At 37.0% G+C, this 22,757-nt stretch carries 19 protein-coding genes, 1 pseudogene and 1 riboswitch; of the genes and pseudogenes, 5 read left to right on the top strand and 15 right to left on the bottom strand.

Annotated features, from left to right (window positions below):
- Positions 1–180: 180 nt before the first annotated feature.
- From guaA to MHI02_RS04005, 6 genes and pseudogenes are all read right to left on the bottom strand, one after another.
- Entirely contained in the window at positions 181–1,716 is a 1,536-nt protein-coding gene (gene guaA, locus MHI02_RS04030; protein ID WP_047185522.1) for a glutamine-hydrolyzing GMP synthase, read from the bottom strand.
- Positions 1,717–1,870: 154 nt separating this feature from the next.
- Positions 1,871–1,972, bottom strand: a riboswitch (purine riboswitch).
- 27 nt (positions 1,973–1,999) lie between these two features.
- Positions 2,000–4,201, bottom strand: a complete 2,202-nt coding sequence (locus MHI02_RS04025; RefSeq protein WP_341165674.1) for a transglutaminase TgpA family protein — start codon at positions 4,199–4,201, stop codon at positions 2,000–2,002.
- The gene (locus tag MHI02_RS04020; RefSeq protein WP_341165673.1) at positions 4,198–4,503 is read right to left on the bottom strand and encodes a hypothetical protein; all 306 of its coding nucleotides are present in this window, start codon (positions 4,501–4,503) and stop codon (positions 4,198–4,200) included. Before MHI02_RS04020 ends, MHI02_RS04025 begins: the two co-directional genes overlap by 4 nt.
- Positions 4,485–5,108 carry a sodium:solute symporter family transporter gene (locus MHI02_RS04015; protein WP_341165672.1) on the bottom strand — a complete coding sequence of 208 codons (624 nt, stop codon included), beginning with the start codon at positions 5,106–5,108 and terminating at the stop codon, positions 4,485–4,487. Before MHI02_RS04015 ends, MHI02_RS04020 begins: the two co-directional genes overlap by 19 nt.
- Positions 5,109–5,127: 19 nt before the next feature.
- The gene (locus MHI02_RS04010; RefSeq protein WP_341165671.1) at positions 5,128–5,586 is read right to left on the bottom strand and encodes a sodium:solute symporter family transporter; all 459 of its coding nucleotides are present in this window, start codon (positions 5,584–5,586) and stop codon (positions 5,128–5,130) included.
- Positions 5,587–5,983: 397 nt separating this feature from the next.
- Positions 5,984–7,186, bottom strand: a pseudogene (locus MHI02_RS04005) (amidohydrolase).
- Positions 7,187–7,487: 301 nt separating this feature from the next.
- On the opposite strand from MHI02_RS04005, the gene MHI02_RS04000 reads away from it, so the two are divergent.
- On the top strand, positions 7,488–8,906 hold the full coding sequence (locus MHI02_RS04000; RefSeq protein WP_047185526.1) for a sigma-54 interaction domain-containing protein: 1,419 nt from the start codon (positions 7,488–7,490) through the stop codon (positions 8,904–8,906).
- Positions 8,907–9,043: 137 nt separating this feature from the next.
- Complete coding sequence (locus MHI02_RS03995) at positions 9,044–10,447, top strand: right-handed parallel beta-helix repeat-containing protein (RefSeq protein WP_341165670.1); 1,404 nt, start codon at positions 9,044–9,046, stop codon at positions 10,445–10,447.
- Positions 10,448–10,930: 483 nt separating this feature from the next.
- Here MHI02_RS03995 and MHI02_RS03990 read toward each other — a convergent pair whose 3' ends face one another.
- From MHI02_RS03990 to MHI02_RS03975, 4 genes are all read right to left on the bottom strand, one after another.
- Positions 10,931–11,812: an IS3 family transposase gene (locus MHI02_RS03990; protein ID WP_052771788.1), complete on the bottom strand. Its 882-nt coding sequence runs from the start codon at positions 11,810–11,812 to the stop codon at positions 10,931–10,933.
- Positions 11,809–12,108, bottom strand: a complete 300-nt coding sequence (locus MHI02_RS03985) for a helix-turn-helix domain-containing protein (protein WP_052771711.1) — start codon at positions 12,106–12,108, stop codon at positions 11,809–11,811. Before MHI02_RS03985 ends, MHI02_RS03990 begins: the two co-directional genes overlap by 4 nt.
- 334 nt (positions 12,109–12,442) lie before the next feature.
- Complete coding sequence (locus tag MHI02_RS03980; protein ID WP_047185367.1) at positions 12,443–13,753, bottom strand: ISL3 family transposase; 1,311 nt, start codon at positions 13,751–13,753, stop codon at positions 12,443–12,445.
- Between the two features lie 184 nt (positions 13,754–13,937).
- A complete protein-coding gene (locus MHI02_RS03975; RefSeq protein ID WP_341165669.1) occupies positions 13,938–15,440 on the bottom strand; it encodes an amidase in 1,503 nt (500 codons plus the stop codon).
- A 334-nt stretch (positions 15,441–15,774) separates the two neighbouring features.
- Between MHI02_RS03975 and MHI02_RS03970 the strand changes: the two genes are divergently transcribed.
- Genes MHI02_RS03970 through MHI02_RS03960 form a run of 3 tightly spaced genes read left to right on the top strand, consistent with a single transcriptional unit; the run spans position 15,775 to position 17,532 of the window.
- Entirely contained in the window at positions 15,775–16,788 is a 1,014-nt protein-coding gene (locus MHI02_RS03970; RefSeq protein ID WP_341165668.1) for a DUF3231 family protein, read from the top strand.
- The gene (locus MHI02_RS03965; protein WP_204797950.1) at positions 16,789–17,022 is read left to right on the top strand and encodes a hypothetical protein; all 234 of its coding nucleotides are present in this window, start codon (positions 16,789–16,791) and stop codon (positions 17,020–17,022) included.
- A gap of 9 nt (positions 17,023–17,031) precedes the next feature.
- The gene (locus MHI02_RS03960; protein WP_047185530.1) at positions 17,032–17,532 is read left to right on the top strand and encodes a hypothetical protein; all 501 of its coding nucleotides are present in this window, start codon (positions 17,032–17,034) and stop codon (positions 17,530–17,532) included.
- Positions 17,533–17,671: 139 nt separating this feature from the next.
- On the opposite strand, the gene MHI02_RS03955 is transcribed toward MHI02_RS03960, so the two are convergent.
- From MHI02_RS03955 to MHI02_RS03935, 5 genes are all read right to left on the bottom strand, one after another.
- Positions 17,672–18,190: a CueP family metal-binding protein gene (locus tag MHI02_RS03955; protein WP_047185531.1), complete on the bottom strand. Its 519-nt coding sequence runs from the start codon at positions 18,188–18,190 to the stop codon at positions 17,672–17,674.
- Between the two features lie 119 nt (positions 18,191–18,309).
- Positions 18,310–19,341, bottom strand: coding sequence for a DUF1646 family protein (locus tag MHI02_RS03950; RefSeq protein ID WP_047185532.1), 1,032 nt, complete (start codon positions 19,339–19,341; stop codon positions 18,310–18,312).
- A 333-nt stretch (positions 19,342–19,674) separates the two neighbouring features.
- On the bottom strand, positions 19,675–20,667 hold the full coding sequence (locus MHI02_RS03945) for an SPFH domain-containing protein (RefSeq protein ID WP_047185533.1): 993 nt from the start codon (positions 20,665–20,667) through the stop codon (positions 19,675–19,677).
- A gap of 283 nt (positions 20,668–20,950) precedes the next feature.
- The gene (locus tag MHI02_RS03940) at positions 20,951–21,727 is read right to left on the bottom strand and encodes a TPM domain-containing protein (protein ID WP_341165667.1); all 777 of its coding nucleotides are present in this window, start codon (positions 21,725–21,727) and stop codon (positions 20,951–20,953) included.
- Positions 21,724–22,752, bottom strand: a complete 1,029-nt coding sequence (locus MHI02_RS03935; protein ID WP_216884307.1) for a TFIIB-type zinc ribbon-containing protein — start codon at positions 22,750–22,752, stop codon at positions 21,724–21,726. Before MHI02_RS03935 ends, MHI02_RS03940 begins: the two co-directional genes overlap by 4 nt.
- Between the last annotated feature and the right edge of the window lie 5 nt (positions 22,753–22,757).

The following is a 22,757-nucleotide window of genomic DNA, read 5'->3' as shown; positions in this document are numbered from 1 at the left end:
TTAACTATTTTAAAAATTTTTAACGAAATGTTCTTCATCTTATCTAAAAAAATATCCCTACCAAATTATTTTTGGCAGGGATTTTGGCAGGGAACTATATTATTTTATACCAATTTGTCAATTTAAGATTAAGATAAACACTGTTAAATAGGCGTTCTCTCTTCAAATCAAGTTAGCTTTTTACTCCCACTCAATCGTAGCAGGCGGCTTACTCGTCACATCATAAACTACACGATTAATATGATCCACTTCATTCACAATACGTGTAGAGATTTTTTCCAAAACGTCCCAAGGGATACGTGCCCAGTCTGAAGTCATTCCATCAATCGATGTAACGGCACGGATACCAATGGTGTAATCATATGTTCTTGCGTCTCCCATTACGCCAACACTTCTAATATTAGGAAGAACGGTGAAGTATTGCCAGATATCACGATCTAGTCCTGCTAAAGCAATTTCTTCACGTAAAATAGCATCTGATTCACGAACCATTTCTAATTTTTCTTCCGTTACTTCTCCTAGAACACGAATGGCAAGTCCTGGACCTGGGAAAGGCTGACGCCATACGATATGATCCGGAATTCCTAATTGAGTTCCAAGTTCACGAACTTCATCTTTGAATAAAGTATTCAATGGTTCAATCAATTCAAATTGCATATCTTCTGGAAGTCCACCAACATTATGGTGTGATTTAATCGTTTGAGCTGTTTCTGTACCACTTTCAATAATGTCTGTATAAAGCGTACCTTGTGCTAAAAAGTCCATATCTTTTAGCTTAGCTGCTTCATCATCAAATACATAAATAAATTCGTTACCGATAATCTTACGTTTCTTCTCAGGATCGTCTACACCTTTAAGTTTAGATAGGAAGCGATCTTTTGCATCGATTTTAATGATATTCATATGGAAATCATCTGCAAATACTTTCATTACATCATCCGCTTCATTTTTACGAAGCAAACCATGGTCAACGAAAATACAAGTTAGTTGATCCCCAATCGCTTTGTGAATAAGCGCAGCAACAACAGAGGAGTCAACCCCACCACTTAGCGCACATAACACTTTTTTATCGCCAACTTTGCTCCTAATGTTCGCCATTTCTTGTTCGATAAAGTTTTCAATCGTCCAGTCCCCAGCACTCTCACATACATGAAATACAAAGTTTCTTAAAACATCATTTCCGTATTCCGAATGTCTTACTTCTGGATGGAACTGCACTCCGTATAATTTTTTATTCGTATTACTCATTGAGGCAATCGGGGTGGAGGAGCTTGTTGCATCCACTTGGAATCCCTCAGGAACAGCAGTTACTTTATCCCCGTGACTCATCCAAACCGTTTGACTAGCTGGAGTGTCTTTGAAAAGAACAGGTTGTCTTTCTAAATCAATAAGTGCTTTTCCATATTCACGGTTCTTCGATCTTTCTACCTTTCCACCATAATGAAGTGCCATCAATTGCATTCCGTAGCAGATGCCTAAAATAGGAATATCTAAATCAAAAATTCCTTCATCTGGACGGAAACTATTTTCCCCATATACACTATGCGGTCCACCAGAAAGAATAATTCCCTTAGGATTTAATTTTTTAATTTCTTCTGCTGTCATTTTATGAGAGTGTAGTTCACTGTATACCCCAAACTCCCTAATTCGACGAGTAATTAATTGATTGTACTGACTACCAAAATCAAGCACCAAAATCATTTCTTCATTTCCCATAAAATTTGCTCCTATCTATTTAAAAAAGTAATCTTAAGCACCAATTCTACAATTATTATTCCACGAAAATAAAAATTAAGTAAAAAAAACTTGAATTTCCCCTTTTCATAGTAAAAAACTAGAAAAAGGCAGAAATCCAAGTTTTCACCAAACCATTTAGATTTTCTGCCTTCATAGTCAGAGTATTTACGGTACTCCGGTAGAAACTTTCGAACCATATTATCGAGGATATACGAAAGGCCAAATACAATTTCTTTTATTCTACTAATCAACGTTGACTAGGTCAACCCATTATGTGATTGATTAAATCTTTCCATAATTTCGTTAGTTCCATAGAATGTTTCTCAGGAAACTCATTTCTATAAAGAAGCTGTTCATAGTAATTCGTTAGTTTACCCATTTCACTTGTTCCGTAATGGTCATCTACCATTCTTGCAAATTCTCTTAACGTCTGATCTGGCGCCTTTATATGACCTTTACGTTGTAAAAGCTTCATGACATGGTGGTACGCTTCTTGGAATGTCTCTAGGTCTGGGGTTTTATCCATTTTATACGTAACCCGCTTCGTTCGCAACTGATTTCTAAATAAATAAAGAAACACTACTGCTATAACAACAATAATTAGAATAAGCCAACCCCAATTACCTAAGCCGTTCGTATCATGACTTTCCGGTAAAAGGTTAAGAGCTGTTTCCGCTTCTTCCTCTTCCTGCTCTTCCGTTACTTGCTCCTCTTCTTCTACGGAATCTGCCGACGCGTCTAATTCATCTTCGCCCGCTTCCGTGACTACTTGAGACTCTCCTAAGTAAAAATCTGCTGAATTAGAAAATCCCTGAGTTGGTTCAAATGGCACCCAACCATATTCAGGAAAATATACCTCTACCCAAGAGTGTGCATTGGCATTCGTAATTTGGTACTGATCCGGTTCATTGCCAGAGTTGCTTTCTACTAAATCACCACTTGTAAAACCTTTTACCCATCTTGCAGGTATATCAAGGGTTCTAAGCATCACGACCATCGATGTTGAAAAATTATCACAGTACCCTATTTTTGAATCAAATAAAAATTGATCCACATAATCTTCATTTCTCTGAGGTACTGGAATATCCTCCGTCTTGTATTCATATCCATTTTGGTTAAAATATTGTTCAATCGCCCTGGCTTTGTCATAACGATTCGCTTCATTTGCCGTTATTTCTTCCGCTAAATCCGCTACTCTATTTGGTAAGGTAGATGGCAATTGTGTATATTTATCCAAGATATCTTTAGGGTCTTCTTCTGAACTACTTTTCAATTGATTAATTGCAAAAGCTGGTTTGTCATATTGAATTTGATAAATCAAGTCGGAATTCGTGTCATTTGTGGTTTGAATGGCACCAGAATTAGAATCTAATGAAAACACAGTTTGTTCGTCTTTTACATCTTCTACTTGTTCGATTCCATATGGATACATTAATTTTCCAATCGATTGGTTATGAATTTCCATGGTTCCAGTTAATTTTTCCGTTTGGACTTGATCTGTAAATGTTTCTAAATCTATCTGACCATTTACTTGTTCCACAAACGTTGGATTCTCCGATAACTCCCAGCCTTTTCCTGTATATAAATCTTTAGTTTCGATTCGCCAGTAATGTTGGTCATCGACATAAGCTGTAAAAACGGGGGTTTTATCTTGGACAAATGACCCTCCTAGTCTAGAGTCATCCTCTCCATAACCTACTTTTTGAACCGTGTTACCAAAACTTTCCCCTGCCTCTTCAGCTGCACTAGAAATAAAAGGAACTGGATCCGGCCATTGTGGATCGATTTTCGGCGCAACAAATCCAACTAAAGTAGCAAAGCCGATGATGGCCAAAAGTGGAAGGACCCAAGATTTTACCTTCTTCATCCACCCGAACCCAATCGAAACATGGGCAAATTCCTTCAACAAATTACAAATCGCTAAGGCAATTAAAGAAATAATAAATGCTCGTATAATGGATGTCGTTGCATCATACATGGTAAAGGTATCAAGTACAGTAATATAAATAAATGTTAATAAAACAAACAGAAAGATTCGCTTCGTTTGGACAAACCAATAATGAAGTAAATAACTCATTAAAGCGATTAAAATGAAAAATAAGAAACTACGAAAAGTCGGAGTCAATGTATCGTAATTTTGAGAAATAAGGGCATCCACATTAAACGAAAACTCTTGAATCAATTGCGCTATCCAAGTGAGACTGAAAAGGGATGATTGATCAAAATATATCCAATGTATCAGAAAAAGAAGGACTATTCCTTTAACCGGAAATGACAACCACCACTTTATTTGTAGGAACGTGATAAGAAAACAGAAGAAAGCATAGAAGATAAACACGCGTATACTTTCCTTATCTGTCATATCATGTAAAGGATATAACCACTCCAAAAATAAAAAACAGCCACATAAATATAAAAACGAGGTATAGATAATAGTTGATTTACTTTTTAATAAAGCTTTCATCTTATATCCACCTCAATTGGCCTTTTTACTAATTTTTCTTCTGTAATGATTTGGATTCCTATTCCTTCCGTCTTAAATCGTTGTAACGTTAATCGATCAGCCTCAGAAATGAACGTGGATGATTGTATAAAAATGACCACAGCATGTTTCATTCGCTTACTCAATTGTTCCATCGTTTGTTTGAATATATCATCCATATAGGTCGTCATCACAAACACCATATCTCCATGGTTCATACGCGGAATTTGTTCCTTTAATCGTACTCCAAATGACTGCCTTCCAGCTAGTTGGATTGTAGCCAAATGTTCCACCGCTTCATTAGTGGCTTAATAACATCACTAACAATAGTTGTAGAACCAGCAATAAAGAATGAATCTGCGCAAGAAAGAATCGTAGCAATTAATACGATAAACATGATAGCTCCAAACCAAAATGGAATAGAACCGAATATGACATCATAATAAATAAGTTCTGGCTTGTCCGTTACAATGTTCAGACCAGCTTTAGCAAAGACTCCTATAAAGATGATAACCACTCCAGTAAGAAGTACAAAGAAACAAGCTAACCAGTTGGACATGACAGATACTTTAATATTTTTCGCTGCCCATACTCTTTGCCATGTATCTTGCCTTACTAATGTAGCTGCTCCAATGGTCAAAAATGGTATAAGAATCTCTGCCACCCCAGCATTAGTTGGACTTAAAAAATCAGTCATTCCCAGAGAATTAACATTCACGGAGACATTTTCCCATCCACCAGTTAAAAAATAAACACAGACACCCAGGGCAATGATTCCAATGGTTTGAACGGTTCCCTGAATGGCGTCCGTCCAAATAACAGCTGTAAGTCCCCCTAAATAGGTTTTCAACGTGATAAATACACAAGATATTAAAATACCAATCGTCATATCCAAACCAAAAACAAGATTAAATACGGTTTGCCATTGCTACAAATTGCATACCAGTAAGGGCACCTAAAGCAGCAATATTCCCAATAAATGCAGGGTATCGCGCTGCATTTCCATATCGATAGGCAGCATAGTCTCCAACAGAAAATAATTGTTGTTCATCTCCAACTTTTCGAACGCGCTTCACAAAAAACAATGTGAAGATTGCTAGTGAAAACGCAAGGGAAATAACTAGCCATATTCGTCCCATACCAAGTAGGTAGGCATCCGTCATAAACCCAAGTAAAGTAGATCCTCCTACAGCTCCACCGACTATTGTTAGAATCATCGGTGTAAGCGGCATCGCACGCCCACCCATATTATAAGATTCATACGTTCTTGCTTTTCTATAAAAATAGTATGAGTACCCAATAATACTGAAAGCGTATACAGTTAATAGTATTATTAATATTGGTTTTGCTGATTCATTAATTAGCATCGTTTATTTCTCCTTTTAATAGGTTTTAAATGATATGCTTCACGATTTAAACATGTTGTTTCTATCTGCATCCTTTCACTTAACTTCATCTTGATATAAGCAAAAAAAATATAGCGTTTAAATTCCGTATTCCCTTAACTTTGGTCTTAAAGGAATACTTCTTTGTATAACTATCAGTGTTTTGCAGCAAAACCTGACTCACACACCCCAATCGGAGATGATGCGTGTTGTTTGAACTGGATATGTTTAAAGGCAGTCAGTGGGAGTTTTCTTTCATCCCCCACTAACTGTTAGTTGAACTTATCAAGGCGCTACTGGCTGCCCGCTCCCACTTAGATCTCTTGTTTAAATCGACTTCGTGAAGTATGGTCTTACAGCCAGTTAAGATGTGATAAGTTTATTTCAGTAATTTGAATGCTATATTGATAAATGCCTTTACACCTATTTCCAATGCATCTTCATCGATGGTATAACGCGGGTGGTGAATCGGATACACCATGCCTTTTTCCTTGTTACCATCACCTACATAAAAGTAGGTCCCTGGAGCTTTCTGTAAAAATACAGAAAAATCTTCACCTGGCATAATCGCTTTTGCTTTTTGTACATTTTCCTCACCAAATACTTCAATGAGTGATTCACGGACTTGACCCGATACTTGTTCATCATTTATTACTGGAAGGTACCCTTTTTTGTATTGGAATTCGTAAGTCGCTCCGTGCGCGTCTGTAATTCCTTTGATGATTCGTTCCATTACATTTGGAATAGTGCCTAGAAGCTCCGTATTAAAACTTCGAACCGTTCCGCCCAATTCAATTGTCTCAGGAATGACATTATAAGCCGCAGTACTATCAAATGCACCGCTATTAATCTTGGTCACTGATAGCGCCAGTACATCAAAAGGATCGGTATTTCTTGATACAATGTGCTGCAGATTAGAAACGACTTGGGAAGCGATGGCCAAGCTGTCAATGGTTTCGTGGGGGGAAGCACCATGTCCGCCTTTTCCGATAATTTTAATATCGAAATTATCAACTGCGGATTGCATGGGTCCCGAATCTACGGCCAATGTGCCAGTCTCCATTGTAGGCAAAAGGTGTAAACCAATAACTTTATCAACACCATCCATCACGCCAGCCTCAACCATTTGTATTGCCCCTCCAGGAGGTAGCTCTTCTGCATGTTGGAATAAGAATCGAATCTCCCCATTTATTTGATCCTTTAGACCGGATAAAATTTTAGCCGTACATAACAACATGGCCGTATGCCCGTCATGTCCACAAGCGTGCATGACACCCGGATTTTTAGAAACGAATTCAAATGTATTTTCCTCCTGGATTGGTAAAGCATCCATATCGGCACGGAATGCGATCGTTTCCCCGGGATGTTCGCCAACTAAGCGGGCCATTACACTTGTTGTTGTTGGGCGTGTAACCTCAAGGTTCCCAAACGATTACAGCGTTTCATAAACAAACTGGGAAGTCTCCTCTTCATGGAAAGACAATTCGGGATTCTGATGTAAATGACGTCTCCATTTCACCATTTCTTCCTTATTTTGTTCGACAAAGCCTGCTATATCATCTAGTATTGCTCTCATTACCATTTCTCCTTTCCGATATCTTAATTTTTGATGATGCATCCATTTATCATTGCTCGGCATCTACAACTATATATGCAATTTTCATGCCAATATTAAATGTCCTAATTACCAAAATAATGGATAAATTCAAATAGAATACAACTTATTTTTGCGGGATAAAAGTAAAAGGTGAACCAAAATCAGCTCATTTCCCTCAACACTGATTTATATTTGGTTCATTTTTTATGGGTACTTTGTGCTAAAATATAATAACGATCCAAAAATGATTCATTAATACACATAAAACGTTTTAAGGTGGGCTATGATGATAGAAAAAAATATTGAAATTGAGCAAATTTATTTCCTTAAAATTCTTAATTCGCTTGATGATGCCATTTATATAACTGACAAGACAGGGAAAACCTTGTGGATGAACGAAATAAATAAAAAAATATTCGAAAGTCATAAATCAAGAATGATCGGAAAAAGTGTAGCAGAACTAGAAAATGAGGGAGTATTTAATCCTTCTATTATAAAAAAGGTGATTGAAACAGGAAAAACCATTACAAAAGTACAAACACTGGTAAACGGAGAAAAATATATGACCACGGGCCATCTTATTTTGAGTGACGATGGAGATATCGAATATGTGGTCGCGCATGGCAGGAATATGAATAAAATTGCCTCCAGTGCTCCCCAGCTTGAACTCGGTGAAATTAACGCTCTTCTCCAACGCTATATTCAAGAATTCAGGAATTTAAACAAGCATAACCTGCTTAATAAAAATGGAACTACATTTGTTGGACAAAGCCAGTCATTTGTAAGACTTGCCGAAATAATTGAGACCGTCGCAAGTGTAGATACAACTGTTTTAATAACTGGAGAAACTGGTGTTGGAAAAAATATTGTCGCCCAACAAATTCATAACTTAAGCGAAAGGCATGATAAACCTTTTATCCATGTTAATTGTGCATCCATACCTAAAACCCTTATCGAATCTGAGCTTTTTGGCTATAGTAAAGGGGCTTTTACAGGGGCAAATACCGGAGGAAAGGTTGGTTTGATACAATTGGCAGAATCCGGCACTCTGTTTCTTGATGAAATCGGTGAACTTCCGCTTCAATTGCAATCTAAACTTCTTCAATTACTACAAAATAAAACATATAAGCCAATCGGCGCTTTACAAACAAAAAATGCAAACATTCGGATTATCGCAGCGACAAATCGTGATTTAGAAATGATGATAGACGAAGGTACGTTTCGTAGGGATCTATTTTATCGTCTTAATGTTTTACCAATTACGATATTACCTCTGCGTGAACGTAAAGAAGATATTTTTCCGCTTCTGCAGTTTTATTTAAATACGTTTAATACACGACATAAAAAAAATCGTTTTTTCACGATGGAAGCAATTGAAATACTTCAAAATTATACATGGCCAGGAAATATTAGGGAATTGGAAAACTTTGTGGAGCAACTTGTCGTTATGGTCAAACAAGATGAAATTTCTTTATCTGATCTTCCGGAACGATTCCACAAAGCAGAAACGGAAAATAAAGATCTACATTTACAGTTGCAAGGCGATACCTTACCTGAAATTTTGGATAATGTAGAAAGAGATATTATCAAGGAAGCATATAAACAGCACAAGTCCACAAGGAAAACAGCGCAATTTTTGGGGATTCCCCAATCTACTTTTATGAGAAGACTCAAAAAATATGGTATTGATACCAAAACTAATTGATATAGAATAAAATCTAGTAGCTGTTCAATTGACTGCTCCTGAACGAAATAATGATATAATCAATCCTGTAGCATTCGACATAGGAATTTTCCAGAACGAAGAAAGAAATTTATTTATTTTATACAGGGAATGATTATATGAAAAAAACGATCCTTATCCTCTTGGCAATAGCTGTTATCACCATATTTTTTGTTTTAAATCATACGAATGCAAAACAGGAAAACGCTAATTTTATATACGTAGCTTTAAATGGTAATGATCAAAATAACGGTACGAAATCAAAACCATTTCGCACACTGAAAAAAGCTGCTTCAGAAGCAAAAGCGGGATCCACCGTATTCATTCGAAAAGGTACTTATAACGAAAATCTCGTCGTTAAACATAGTGGGACAAAATCGAAGCCAATTACTTTCAAACCCTATAAAAACGAAAAGGTTATCCTTAGCGGAGAGGGTATGAAGGATGTTGAAGGGGATACATCCTTGGTTATGATAAACAATAAAAACTATATTACCATTAGTGGATTAACAATACAGGATTTAACAACCGATTTAGCAAATGAAACAGTAATGGGTATTCATGTAACAGGATCTAGCAGTCATATTACACTAGAAAATAACCACGTGCAGCGCATTGAAACCCATGCAGATGACGGGAATGGTCATGGGATTGCAATATACGGAACTCGCCCAATGAAAGACATACATATTGCAAATAACACTGTGGAAAACTTAAAACTTGGTTCAAGTGAATCTATTGTACTTAATGGAAATATTAACGATTTTAAGGTGGAAAATAATCTCGTTCGCCGAAACAATAATATAGGTATTGATTTAATTGGTTATGAAGGCACCTATCATAATAAAAAAGCTGACTACGTGCGAAATGGAGTAGTAAAAAATAATACCGTTTATGAAAATTCTTCGTACGGCAATCCTGCTTATGGAGATGATTATAATGCTGGAGGTATTTACATTGATGGTGGAAAAAATATAACCATCGAAAAGAATACCATTTATCAATGTGATATTGGAATTGAGGCTACCTCTGAACACGCTGACAAATATGCCAATCATATAAACATTTTAAATAATATTATTTATAACAACTTTTATACTGGGATATCGATTGGTGGGTATGACGAAAATCGGGGAGGCACGATTAACTCTACAATCTCTCAAAATATCATTTTTCGAAATGACACGAAAGGACTAGATGGGGGACAGCTTTTATTACAGCATGATACCAAAAACAATGTGATTGAAAAAAACATATTGACTGCTGGGCCTTCACGCATATTTATCGCCAACGATTTTATAACCAATCAAGGAAATAAACTACAAAAGAATATCTTTCATAAAGAAAAGGGAAAAGCTGGTATATGGGTATGGAAAGCGGAAGAATATACTAATTTTCCGGAGTTTAAAATGGTTTCAAAAAGTGATGCGGAATCTAGTTATTTAGATCCAAAATATAAAAATGCAAATACATTTGATTTTGAATTAGAAAAGAATTCGCCTGCCAAAAAAATTGTAGAATAATTTTTTTTCAAAAGATTTCACGGACGCTTCCTAGTGATTTAATTGGAGGTTTGTCCGTGATTTTCTTCTCATGGACGTTTCTTGGGGTTTTGATTGGAGCTTTGGCCGTGATCTTCTTTCCCACGGACGTTTCTTCGGGGTTTGATAGGAGGTTTGTCCGTGATAGCCTCTGCACCTGGTTCTGTCAAGTAGACAGTACTGAAGTGTCTCTAAATTTTCACCTAATACATTGTCTTACCAAATATTTGAGCTCTTATCATATCCGCCACCCTTGCCAAGCATTTGGGTTCGTGGTGGTGAATAAAGTGGCGAATCGGGAAAAATAAAGCTATTAAAGCTCCCTATTCGCACACACAGCGTACCACGAACCATCTCTTCTAAGCTCTCGTTGGTCGGGGCCCCTATCCCCAACACAACGAATCGCCAAGAAGAGGCATGCCTGGCAAGGGCAAGCAGCTCCGCTGTGGCTCCCTGCATGCATTTTTAACTGGCATAACGCTTGATGTATTTTACGGGACTTGTTTGTAATTTTGTGTTGATTCGATTATGATTAAAGTAATGGATATATTGGTTTGCCGCATTTTGAACTTCAAATACATTCTTTGCATTTTCAAAGAAGCATTCTATTTCACACTTGTAATGACTAAAGAAGTTCTCAATGCATGCGTTGTCCCAGCAATTGCCTTTGCGAGACATAGATGGGGTGAGGCCCATCTCTTTGACACGCATTTGATAACCAGCGTTTGTGAATTGTGTGCCTTGATCACTATGTAGAATGGCACCTTTCACAAACTTTTTTTCTTTTAAACGATTTAATGCTTCGTACACAAGTTCTATATCTTGACGATGACTAATTGCATACGCCACAATCTCGTCATGAAATAAATCTTTAATCGCACACAGATAAATATATTTGTTTGGTCCCTTTTCCACTGGTAAATAGGTAATATCAATCGCAAACTTTATTCCAGGTTTCTTCGCTTGAAAGTTGCGGTTTAATAGATTAGGTACTTTTTTATTTATTTCGTTACGCTTGACAGAACGCCTTTGACGGATTTTACAACGAATACCATATTTCCGCATGATCTTGGATACACGCCTCTCTCCAACCTCAATGCCATATTCATCTTTTAATGCCATTTTCATTCTTTTTCTCCCCAACGTACCACGATGTTTATGATGTAATTTGATGATGTAGTTGTATAATTCTTCATCCCTTTGTGCCTGAACACTACCCCCTCCACGTTTTTTCCATTTATAATAACCAGATCGTGATACATCAGTCAGTTGAACTAACATCGTAACAGGATAATCTTTCTCATTCGCTTCTATAAAGGAAAATTGTACCTCTTTCTGCTTTCTCACATCCTTTCCAGCTCCAAAAGCTTTTTTAAATATTCAATTTGTAATGCTTGTCTTTCGATAATTTCATCTTTGGTTTCCTCTTCTTTTCGTTTCTGTTTACCTATGCTTTTCATACCTCTTGTATCTTTTAACGCTTCATAACCTCCTTCACGTACTTTATTAACCCAACGATTCGCTACTCGAGGTGCACTAATGTTATATTCTTTTATCAAATCACGGATCGCGTGCCCCTCGAAATATTTTTCAACTACTGTTTTCTTTAATTCATAACTGTATCTTTTTAGTTGTCTTGCCATATTCATCCCCTAATTTCTATCTTTTTCTACTATAAGATTATCAAATGAATAGGACACTTTCTAAAATTGTCTACTTTACTGATACAATAACACTCTCTCATGGACGTTTCCTCGGGTTTCGATTAAAACTTTGTCCGTGATAGCCTCTCTCACGGACGTTTCTTCGGGGTTTAATAGAAGCTTTGGCCGTGATCTCCTTTCTCACGGACGTTTCCACTCTCCCCCGCCTTGCTTTGTCCTTCATCAAGTTAAATATAGGCTCTACGTCAAGTGACGTTGGTACTGTATTTTAGTCGACTTTTAATATGTATTTGATTATCACACTCTAGGGAAGCTATGCTACTCTAGAGTGTGATTTGTTTACTACGGGTTTCAGTTTAAAATGTAATCTTATTCGGTTTTTGTAATGCTTAAAATTCCGATAGCCATATGCAATCCGATTGAGTACCTTGATTTTATTGTTAATACCTTCAATTCGCCCATTGTTATACGTATATTGAAAACTGTTTTTCGTATAGGGCAAGTGCTTTCTTAATGTTTTAATGCTTGTTCTTAAATAGGTTGATGACTGGGTTGGACACTTTTTGTTTAATGTGTTCTCTAATGCATGATAGTCCTTTTCGTCAATTGCCTCCAACAGGTCCTGATATATACCATAATTGACTTTAAGTTCCTCACTATAATCCAACATTTCTTGCACTATTGAACTTTCAAGACGTTGGCCAAATAAGCCGTAATATTTATATTCTGTATAAGATAAACTCGATCTTTTTTTCAGTAAAAGCTTCCAATAACGTTTAAGGCGGCGATACTTTTTCTGATCTTCCCCATTAGATGTTCTGAGTTGGTTCATGATTTTAACACGCGTTTTGTTCATCGCTCTTGATATGAGTTGAACTAAGTGAAAACGATCAATAATAATATCTGCATTTGGAAACATCTCTTTTATCAAACTTACATAACCTGCGTTCATATCGATTGTCACGGTTTCTACTCGTTGTCTAGCTGATAAGCTATAATTTGTGATGAAGTGATCTGTAATAGACCGGTTATCACGACTATTTAAAATGTCTAAGATGTCACCCGTTTCAACATCGATATATTCAAAAGCCATCTTGCCCTTGGCATACTTAAATTCATCAAACGATAGATGCTTAGGTAGGGCTTTATAATGCGGTTTATATTTATTTGCTTCTTTATTAATGATTCTCTGAACAGTTGCCTCAGATACACCACAATCCTGGGAAATATCTTTAACGGACTGCGCTCCAGCTGATTTAATCATGATTTGGGCTTCTGTATTTGAGGATATAAAACAATGACGCTTTACGATATTTGTTTGTGCAGTAAAACTAACACCACAATGTTTACACATAAAACGCTGCTTACTTAATAATAAATATGTTGGATAAACTCCCATGGTCGGAATGGTAATACGAGATAATTGTGTTCCGTTTTTATAAATAGAAGAGCCTACTTTCTCCACCTGGCAATTTGGGCATTGATCTGCATCATATGTTAATTTCGCCTTAATAAATTTACAAGACTTCCCTTTATGTTTGCCATACGTTACTGCATTTTCGCTCATATAAATATTTTTATCTTGAATATCTAACATATTTCTAATATCATTTGATATAGACAAGTGAGTTCCCTCCTAGGAATGGTTTTCAGCGACTTTAATTCTACAGGGAATCTCACTTGTTTTCTATTTATAAACACAAAAATGACGTAGGTGAGTTTTTCCCACCAACGTCATTTATTGTACAACCTAAATATAACAAAAAAGTTTCGCCAATTATTATGACGAAACCAAATATTAGAACTTACTATCTGCCAAAATACGGATTTCCCTTCATTCCTACCCATAAATCAGACTGTTCCAATTGATAGGCTAATTGTAATAGACGATGTTCTTCTCCTTTTTGTGCCATAACCTGTACTCCAAGAGGCAGCCCATCCTCTGATAAATAAATTGGTACAGACATGGCAGGTTGTCCAGTAAGGTTTGCTAATTGTGTAAATGGTGTATATGTTAGGCTTGGTAAAAACATATCATAGACGATTTGTTGTTGTTCTTCTACATTTTTCGCTAATGCTATTTCTTCTACAAATCTCTCGTGTTTTTCTTTACTTGGTGTAAGCTCTCCGATTCTTGGAGCGGTAAAAGCTGTTGCTGGAGTAATATAGAGATCATATACTCGATGGAAGTTCGCCATTTGTCCTGCTGCTTTATCCCAAGACGATAAGCTTTCCGTGTACATTGCCGCTGATACCGATTTACCAGCATCATGTAACACCCAAGATTCCATTTCCATGTCTTCTGCAGTCAATTCCCTACCAAGTGCATGTTCCAACTCAATGATTGTTGCATTCATTTCCCCACTATTCATCAAGTAATAGTCCTTCATTAGCTGCACACCATCAACAGGTCCATCGACTTCTTCTACATGATGCCCCTCTGATTCTAAGCTCTTCACTAATTTCTCGACTGCTAATTTCGCGTCCTCTGAGACTGGTGTTCCAACTGGTGACTTCGTTGAAAACGCGATACGCAATGGCTTGTTAAAGTCTTGAACCATTGTTTCCCTATAACTTCCCGAAAATAATGGTGTTTGGTAAGCTGCTTCTGGCTGAACTACTTGCAATATGTCAAGCATTGCAGCACTATCTCTTACGCTTCTACTTAAAACAAAATCAATGGATGCCCCTTGCCATTGTCTTCCAACCCCTGGCCCAACAGGAGTACGACCTCTAGTTGGTTTTAATCCAAAAAGACTGGTAAACGATGCGGGAATTCGAATCGAACCACCGCCATCGCTCGCGCCCGCAAGTGGAACGATTCCAGAAGCAATGGCAGCAGCCGCACCGCCACTTGATCCACCTGGTGAAAACTCCTTATTCCACGGATTTCGTGTTGGCCCATAAACTCTCGGCTCTGTTATGTTTTTCAAAGCAAATTCTGGAGTATTCGTATGTCCCATAAAACGAAAACCTGCATCACGAAATTTCTTCACAAAATAGGACTCATTTGTAGATATAATTCCTTGCAAAAGCTCCGATCCGGCTGTCAAAGGCTCCCCTTCTATCGACTGACTAATATTTTTCATTAAAATTGGCACGCCATTAAATGGTGCATTTTCAATAGATAGGCTCTCCGCTTCTTTTAATGCCTTTTCTTTTCTAGTATGTGTCGCAACATTTAATATTGGTTGCACTTCTTCCAACCGCTCAAAGGCCATTTCCATTAATTCCTTGGCTGATACTTCCTTTTTTTGAATAAGGGTTGCCATTTCTGTTGCATCAAGTGATAAAAACGTTTCAATATTCATATGTACACCCCATTTGGTAGAATTTCACATCCACTCTATCATAGTTTAGAAATCAATAGGAAAGCAACCAATCCATCGATAATTACCTTTGATTTTTTTATTCTTTTAACTTATACAATGAATTATTTTTTTTCTGAAAAGACCAGCTTTATCTAGATCTGAACCTCTCATCACAAGGTACTTTCGTGAGACAAACTTCCGCCTCTTTTAAAGGATTCTCACTTTGGAAGCTCCGTATTTTAGTGTCGAGCGGATTTTACAGAAAAAGTATATCCTTTTCAGATAAAGGCAAACTATGGTTACTAATTTGAATCAAGTGGAGGAAACAATCATTATGGAACAAAAGAAACCTTTAACAGCATCAGAACTTGGAGGGATATGGGGAAAATATCAAAACGATAGTTTATCTTTGGCAGTTCTAAGTTATTTTAATCAAAAAGCGGAAGATCCTGAAATAAAGGAGGTTATTTCGGATGGATTGCAACTAACTAAGAAGCACTTTGATTCCGTTAAGACATTTTTTCATGAAGAAAAACGACCACTCCCAATCGGAATAACGAAGGAAGATGTTGATATAACCAAAGGAAGATTATATACAGACAATTATATGCTGCAATATTGTTTACAACTTAGAAGGCTAGGTATGCACGCTGCAACAATTGCCCTTTCCATGACAACAAGGGAAGACCTTTACAACTATTTCTCTAAAGTTTTTCATGATTATAATCAGCTTCATCATAAAGCATTAGTCGTAACCAAAGCTAAAGGTGTATTATTAGAGCCCCCAACCATTCCTGCACCGAAAGAAATTGACTTTGTAAAAAAACAAAATTTCTTAACCGGTTGGTTGGGTGAAAAAAGGCCATTGCTTTCTATAGAGATTTCTCATTTATTCGGAAACATACAAAGGAACTCCTTAGGTGCTGCCACTTTATTGGGTTTCAGTCAAGTTGCTGAGAGGAAAGAAGTAAGGGATTATTTCCTTAGAGGCGTTGAAATTGCCAAAAAACATGTAGAAATATTTTCAGAGGTACTCGAGAGCAATGATATACCTGTACCGATGGGATCAGATGCCCTTGTAACCGATTTAGCTGAAACCGGAGTATTGTCGGATAAATTGATGCTGCTTCATACTACTGGAATGATTGCATTAGGTATAGGGTTTTATGGGTTAAGTATTTCTACCAGTACGAGAAGGGATATCGCTAGTCATTATGTCCGTTTAAGTGGAGAAATCGGTTTATACTTGGAAGACGGGGCAAATTTGCTGATTAAACATGAATGGTTGGAAGAGCCACCAAGAATGGTGGATAGAGCGGAACTTATTAAAACGAAAGGCGGAAAATAAATGAATGGAAACATGGAACTTACTGAACCAGAAATAGCTTCCATATGCAATGAAACTTGTGGTTTAACGTATATGTTACAACATGGTAAAAAAATAAAAACTCTACGTCCTCGTTATATTCAATTAGCCACGGAAATAGCCAACTTTGCAAAAGATAGTGCAAAACTGTTAGTTGAAAACGGATGGATGGAGCAGCCGCCAATAGCACCTAACTATGAAAACATAGCGAAATAAGGTTTGATTATGGATGTTAATTTACAAAAGAAAAGTAAAAAATTAGAGGCTGTTCTGTGGAGCATTGCACTTCCGGGGTTTTACCAACTATTACGTAAGCAATTTTTAAAAGGATTTTTGTTAGTTCTTTTAGAGTTTTTAATCAATGTAATGGGAAACTTTAATCGGATTATCATTCTTAGTTTTAATTTCCGAATTGAAGAAGCAATTCAAGCAACAAACTATCAATGGCTCTTATTTTATCCTTGTTTGTATTTTTTTGGAATATGGGATGCATATAAAGATGCTAGTGGTGAAGAAGGGAAGCCTTTTGCTTATCTTCCATTAGTGTTTTCAGCTTATTTTGTTACAGTAGGCGTCATCTTTTCTACTCGGATTACCATTTTCGGTCACCTGATTGGGCCGATGTGGTCGGGGTTTTTATTCCTACCAATTGGTTTAGGGATTGGGGCAATCATTAGATGGATTTTAATTAAAATATATACCAAAAACCGCTCTCTAGGTTCCTGACTTTCCCTGGATTGTCTGCAACCTGAGAGCAAACAGTTTGTGGTAACCTCCCGTTTAGATTAGAGAGAATTTCATTTTTTTGCTTCAAAACTTTGTGAGAGGATTAATCACACATTAGGACTCTCTTACAAAGTTCTATTTAAATTAATTGCATTGTTGTAATACAAGTATTATCGCCCTCGAAAGTAGAAATTTCCGATTCAGATGTTTTTCCTTCGTGTTCTATTTTTACTTGAAATGTTTCATCTCTTGGTAACCAAATATCAATAAACCCATTATCTAGGGATGTCATCGTTTTATCCACTACGACTTTACCCTCTTCATCTTCAATATATACATCAAATTCCTTGTTCACTAACTCTCCCTGACATCCCGTTAAACTGTGGATTTCACATGGATGTGTTGTCTCAACAAATGGTGCAATCGAAACAAAGAATTCATCCTTAGGAAGTGGGTAGGAAGTTTCTTTTTCTTGATTGTCCGTTACAATTAATTCATGTGATGTAATCGAGGCCGATACATCTTCAAAATCTCCCGTACTATACTCATGAACCAATTCCTTTGTTTCCTGTGAATCCATTTCTTCTTCTGCACTATCATTACAGCCAACTAATGCAAGAACGAATACCATACAAGCAATAGAAAATAACTTCTTCATCTAAATTCATCTCCTATTTTTCATTACTTTCGAGAATATTTTGCTACAGATAATCCCTGAAACCAATTGACATTCCAGGGATTAGTGAAATTACCTCTAGTAGTGATTCGGAATGTTAATTAAAATGTTAGAAGGATTAAGACGAAATAAGCTACCATAGCAATCAAACCAACAGGAAACGCAAATCGCGCATATTGTAAACTAGTAATTTTTAGTTTTCCTGCAGCGATGATATTTGGTATGTTTCCTGGAATGAGCATCCCACCACTAACAAGAAGTCCAAGTAATAATGCCTTAATTGTTGGATCACTCATTGCTGGACTTACTTCAGCCGCAGCTAGAGTAGCATTGTCAAGTACTGCAGAAATCATGTTAATCCAATAAAGTACAAGCGGATTCAGATCAAGCAGGAACCTTTCAATGAAAGGCTGGAATCCCGCGCCTAAAAACGTCAAGGCCATTACGAAAATGTAAATTTTTAAACTACGAATAATAATTTCCGCATAGGACTCTTTTTCACTTAGAGCATCATCTTCAGTATCCGTTTGTATTTCAGTATTATTTTTAGCTGGCTTGATTATGAGCGCGGCAAGTATTCCGAAAACAATAACACCTGGAATTACATAAATACCAAGTAAATTCAATAAATAGAGAAAGCCTTCATTTAAACTCGCCACGACAATTGTTGACAATGGTTCACCAATTGGAGTTAATGCAGCCCCCATTCCAATCGCATAACATGCTAATATAACAAGCCGAATTTCAGATTTGCGATCTAGTTTTAGAATACTAATGACCGATACGAGAATAACCGCGGCAACAATTGCTGTAATCAGACTTGAAAGTAATCCAAGAACAATGACAAGGAGTGCAATAAATAAACGATATGGCATAGCATTACTAATACCTACAATTCCCTTTTCGATTGGGGTTTTAAACCAACGGAATAGGAGCCCCGCGACTAGTACCGCTAGCGTGATATTTATTGGATGGACCAATGCCTCTTTAATCAGAGCCCAATCCATTACTTGGCTGACTAGTACAGATAATACCCCCATAATAAACAAGAATACTTCCAGGTTACGTTCTACCAACTTCGTAAAAGGAAGTAATAGAACTAACACCAAAATGATCGTTAATCCAATAATCATAAATATTTCTCCCCTCTCTTTTTGGCAGGTAGGAAGGCGCTTTCCTACCTGCGAATAATAATTAAAAATTTCTTAATTATTAGTGCATTATATTCCCACGTATCATTCTACTATTGTTAAAATAACCCTTGTAGAATACCATTCCTCCTTCATCGGAAAAACACAAAAGGAGCCTATCTACCAAAGGGCATAATTACCCCTTGGTGACAGACTCCTCCTAAAAAATTTTCATAATATTTAATTTTGATAATAGGCCTATTCATTTTTAGAATAACACACCATGAATTTCATGACAACAATTTTTTTTTAAAAAAATGACCCTTCTTAGAGAATTTATACCAGCTTCTGTCCACAATTCGAACAGAAGTTAGCTCCATTTGTCTTCTCTCCACAGTTTGGACAGAAGTTCGGAGCTTTCCCCGTTCCACTAGAAGGTGATTGTGGTGTTTGTTCTTGATTTGGCTGCTGATTTTGAGAAGGGGTTTGATTCATATTTTTCATCATTTCGTTAGCCATGTTCATCCCCATCATCATACCAGCCATATCACTTGCAGTACCGGATCCTTGAAGTTTTCCAGAAGCATGTGCATCTGTAACGGAAATTTGCTGATATTTCGAGACATCTCCCACCATTCCGTGGGAAGCATTTTTGTCGATCATATCCTGAACTTGTTTTGGGTAATTAAAGCTCCTTACACTAAAGTTGGTGATTGTCATTCCCATATCATGAATTTCCATATCCAAATCTTCTTTAATTCCTCTAGAAATTTCGATACTATTCATTTGTAGATTAAAGATATTCTTCCCTTCTTGGGTAATCCATTTCATCAGCAATTGATCTAATATCGATGTGATACGAATCTTCACATCATCGACAAGATACCGTTCTTTCACACCAGCGATATTATCAACTAGTGCCATATAGTCATCTACTTTAAATTCAAACGTTCCATTTGCTCTAATTGGTAGCCCGCCTGGAAGGGAAGGTGTTGGGATATTAATCGAATTTCTCGTACCCCATTTCACATTAAAAATCTTTGTGTTAACAAAAATCACCTCTACCCTTAGTCCACTATTAAAACCAAATTTAAATCCCTTTAACGTGGAGAGAAAAGGAATAATTTCCGATTCAATATGATAATCTCCTTCATCCTTAAAGACGCCCTCAACCTTTCCGTTATATAGAAAAATAGCATCTTGACCTGGTCGGATTATTAGTCTACTTCCTTTTTTAATTTCTTTATTACTCCACTTCCAAAAAATCATATCGTCGCGGAACTCATCCCATTCGATAACATCAGCAAATTGATTTCTAAAAAAAGACATGGCAAACTTCCTCTCATTCTATTATTTTTTACTAGTGCACGTTCAAAAAGGAGGATGAAAAGGACCGAGGTCGGCTAAAGTCGCAACGTCCTGGGACTCCGATTACTCGTCCCACCGTAAAGATTTGTTGCAACGCCGACACTAGCACGTCCTGTGCTTCGCAGTTCGAGGCGGCGTAGCTTTGAGGAACGGAACGTATGCAATTAATACGTGAGTAGCGGTGAGTCTTGCCAACGAAGAAATGCGAAGTGTCATTTTCACCGGACTTTTTGAACTTCCCTCACTAGAACTTCCCTCTACTACCACTATGCGAGTGCCCACCTCTAGTGACACCACCTCCGCCACTGCCTCTATTACTATTATTATTCTTAGGCTTTCTGCGTTTGGTGACGTTTTGGGTTAAATAAATATCTTTACGTTGTAGTACTTTAAAATCTCCTGTATATGTCCGCTCATTGACAGTTACTTTTCCACCAGAATTATACGCCATCGTTCCTACAATTAACGCTGCTAATCCTAATGCGACTATCATGTGAAACCAGGTTTGGAGTAGGAAACTCTCTGGATTAACACCAGGAATGTATTGCATATAGCGAGAACCCGTCTCAATGAATGTGGTAAATGCTTCTTCGTAATTTCCACTAGACAAGTCAGGCGTCATTTTTTCTCTAATTAAGTCCACTCGTTTATTATCTAAATATTTTTCACCTTTATAAAACCCGGCTATATAAACATCTCTTTTACTCATATCTAAAGCCAAAATTGCTGCATTACCATTTGGCTTGTCAAAACCAAAAGCCATTTCGTCATAAAAATCTTCTACAAATGAAAAAATATCCTTATTATCCGCATCTTTAGTTGTTACAATGATAAAATCTATTTCATGTTTTTTCCCATGTTGATTGGCTAAATTCTCTAACCTATCTATTTCATCATCCGTTAGTAGATCAGCATAGTCATAGACTCTCTGTTTGGATTCATCGGCGAATACAGGGGAAATAAAACTAAAAATAAGAAAAAGAGAAAGAATACTAGTTAGTAATAAGATCCGCTTATTCACCAAATCTCACCCCCAATAATAAAGGTGATGATCTTGGCCATCATAAAAGTAGCACCTGCAATACTACCAAACCATGCTGCTACCTTCCCCATACTTAATGGAGGTTTTCCAACAACCTTTCCATTCACACCATTCATGGCAAAAGTGTGTTCCTGTTTATCATAATCATAATAAACCATCCATACAGGAAGAAGGACATAAGATGCCTTTCTCTCTCGAGTGTCCACATGCTTTTCCCTATACTGTACGGAAGAGTAGCCACTTATCGTAGAACCGATATGTTTATCAATATATTCACTTACCTTTGACTTCACCCTTGGAAATAAATCTTTATTATCATAATTATACTTTTCAGCTAAATATCCTGCTAAATAGGGTGTTTTAAAGTCCTTTAAACTTCCATAATCATACGGTTCTAACTTATCCATTAAGTCGTCATTCATTTTCTCTGACGCATCAACTGGTACCTTATTAAAAGTTAAATCAATCTTGCGCCTAACATCATAGTACTTTGTTTCGGTATAAATATAGTCACCTCGTGTATAGGTTCTTACCTTCGTTGCCTTTGCTTTCACATCGGCAATACTATGTAAATCATAAAGCCAAAATGGGACATAAATTCCTGTTATTCCTTTAATTCGGTCAGCGCTCATAAAGCCTTTAGGAGTCAGTCTACCATTCTTACACCATTTCTTAAATGCATTCCTCGCTTCTTCCTTACTAATTTGGAATGGGATCACTTTATCCGGTGCAAGATTTCCAGAAACACGATCTGCTAAAACAACCCCAGCCCCACAAAAACTACATGTTGTTGCGGAAGTATCGGCATCGGTAATGACGGCCGCTCCGCAGTTATTACAGACATACTCTTTCGCTTCCTCATCAGAAAATCTTGTTGTAATAAATTCTTCGGAAAAATCCTCTATCAAATCCGTTCGTCCACAACTCCCACAAGTTAGTTTTCCAGACTCACTATCAAAAGCCATATCATCGCCACAATCGGGACATTTATAATGAATTAACACGACTC

It is taken from the genome of Oceanobacillus sp. FSL K6-0118 (assembly GCF_038006665.1).
Taxonomy (GTDB): Bacteria; Bacillota; Bacilli; order Bacillales; family Amphibacillaceae; genus Oceanobacillus; species Oceanobacillus caeni.
Note: the sequence above shows the minus strand (reverse complement) of the source record. Positions and strands in the feature narration are given on the sequence as shown.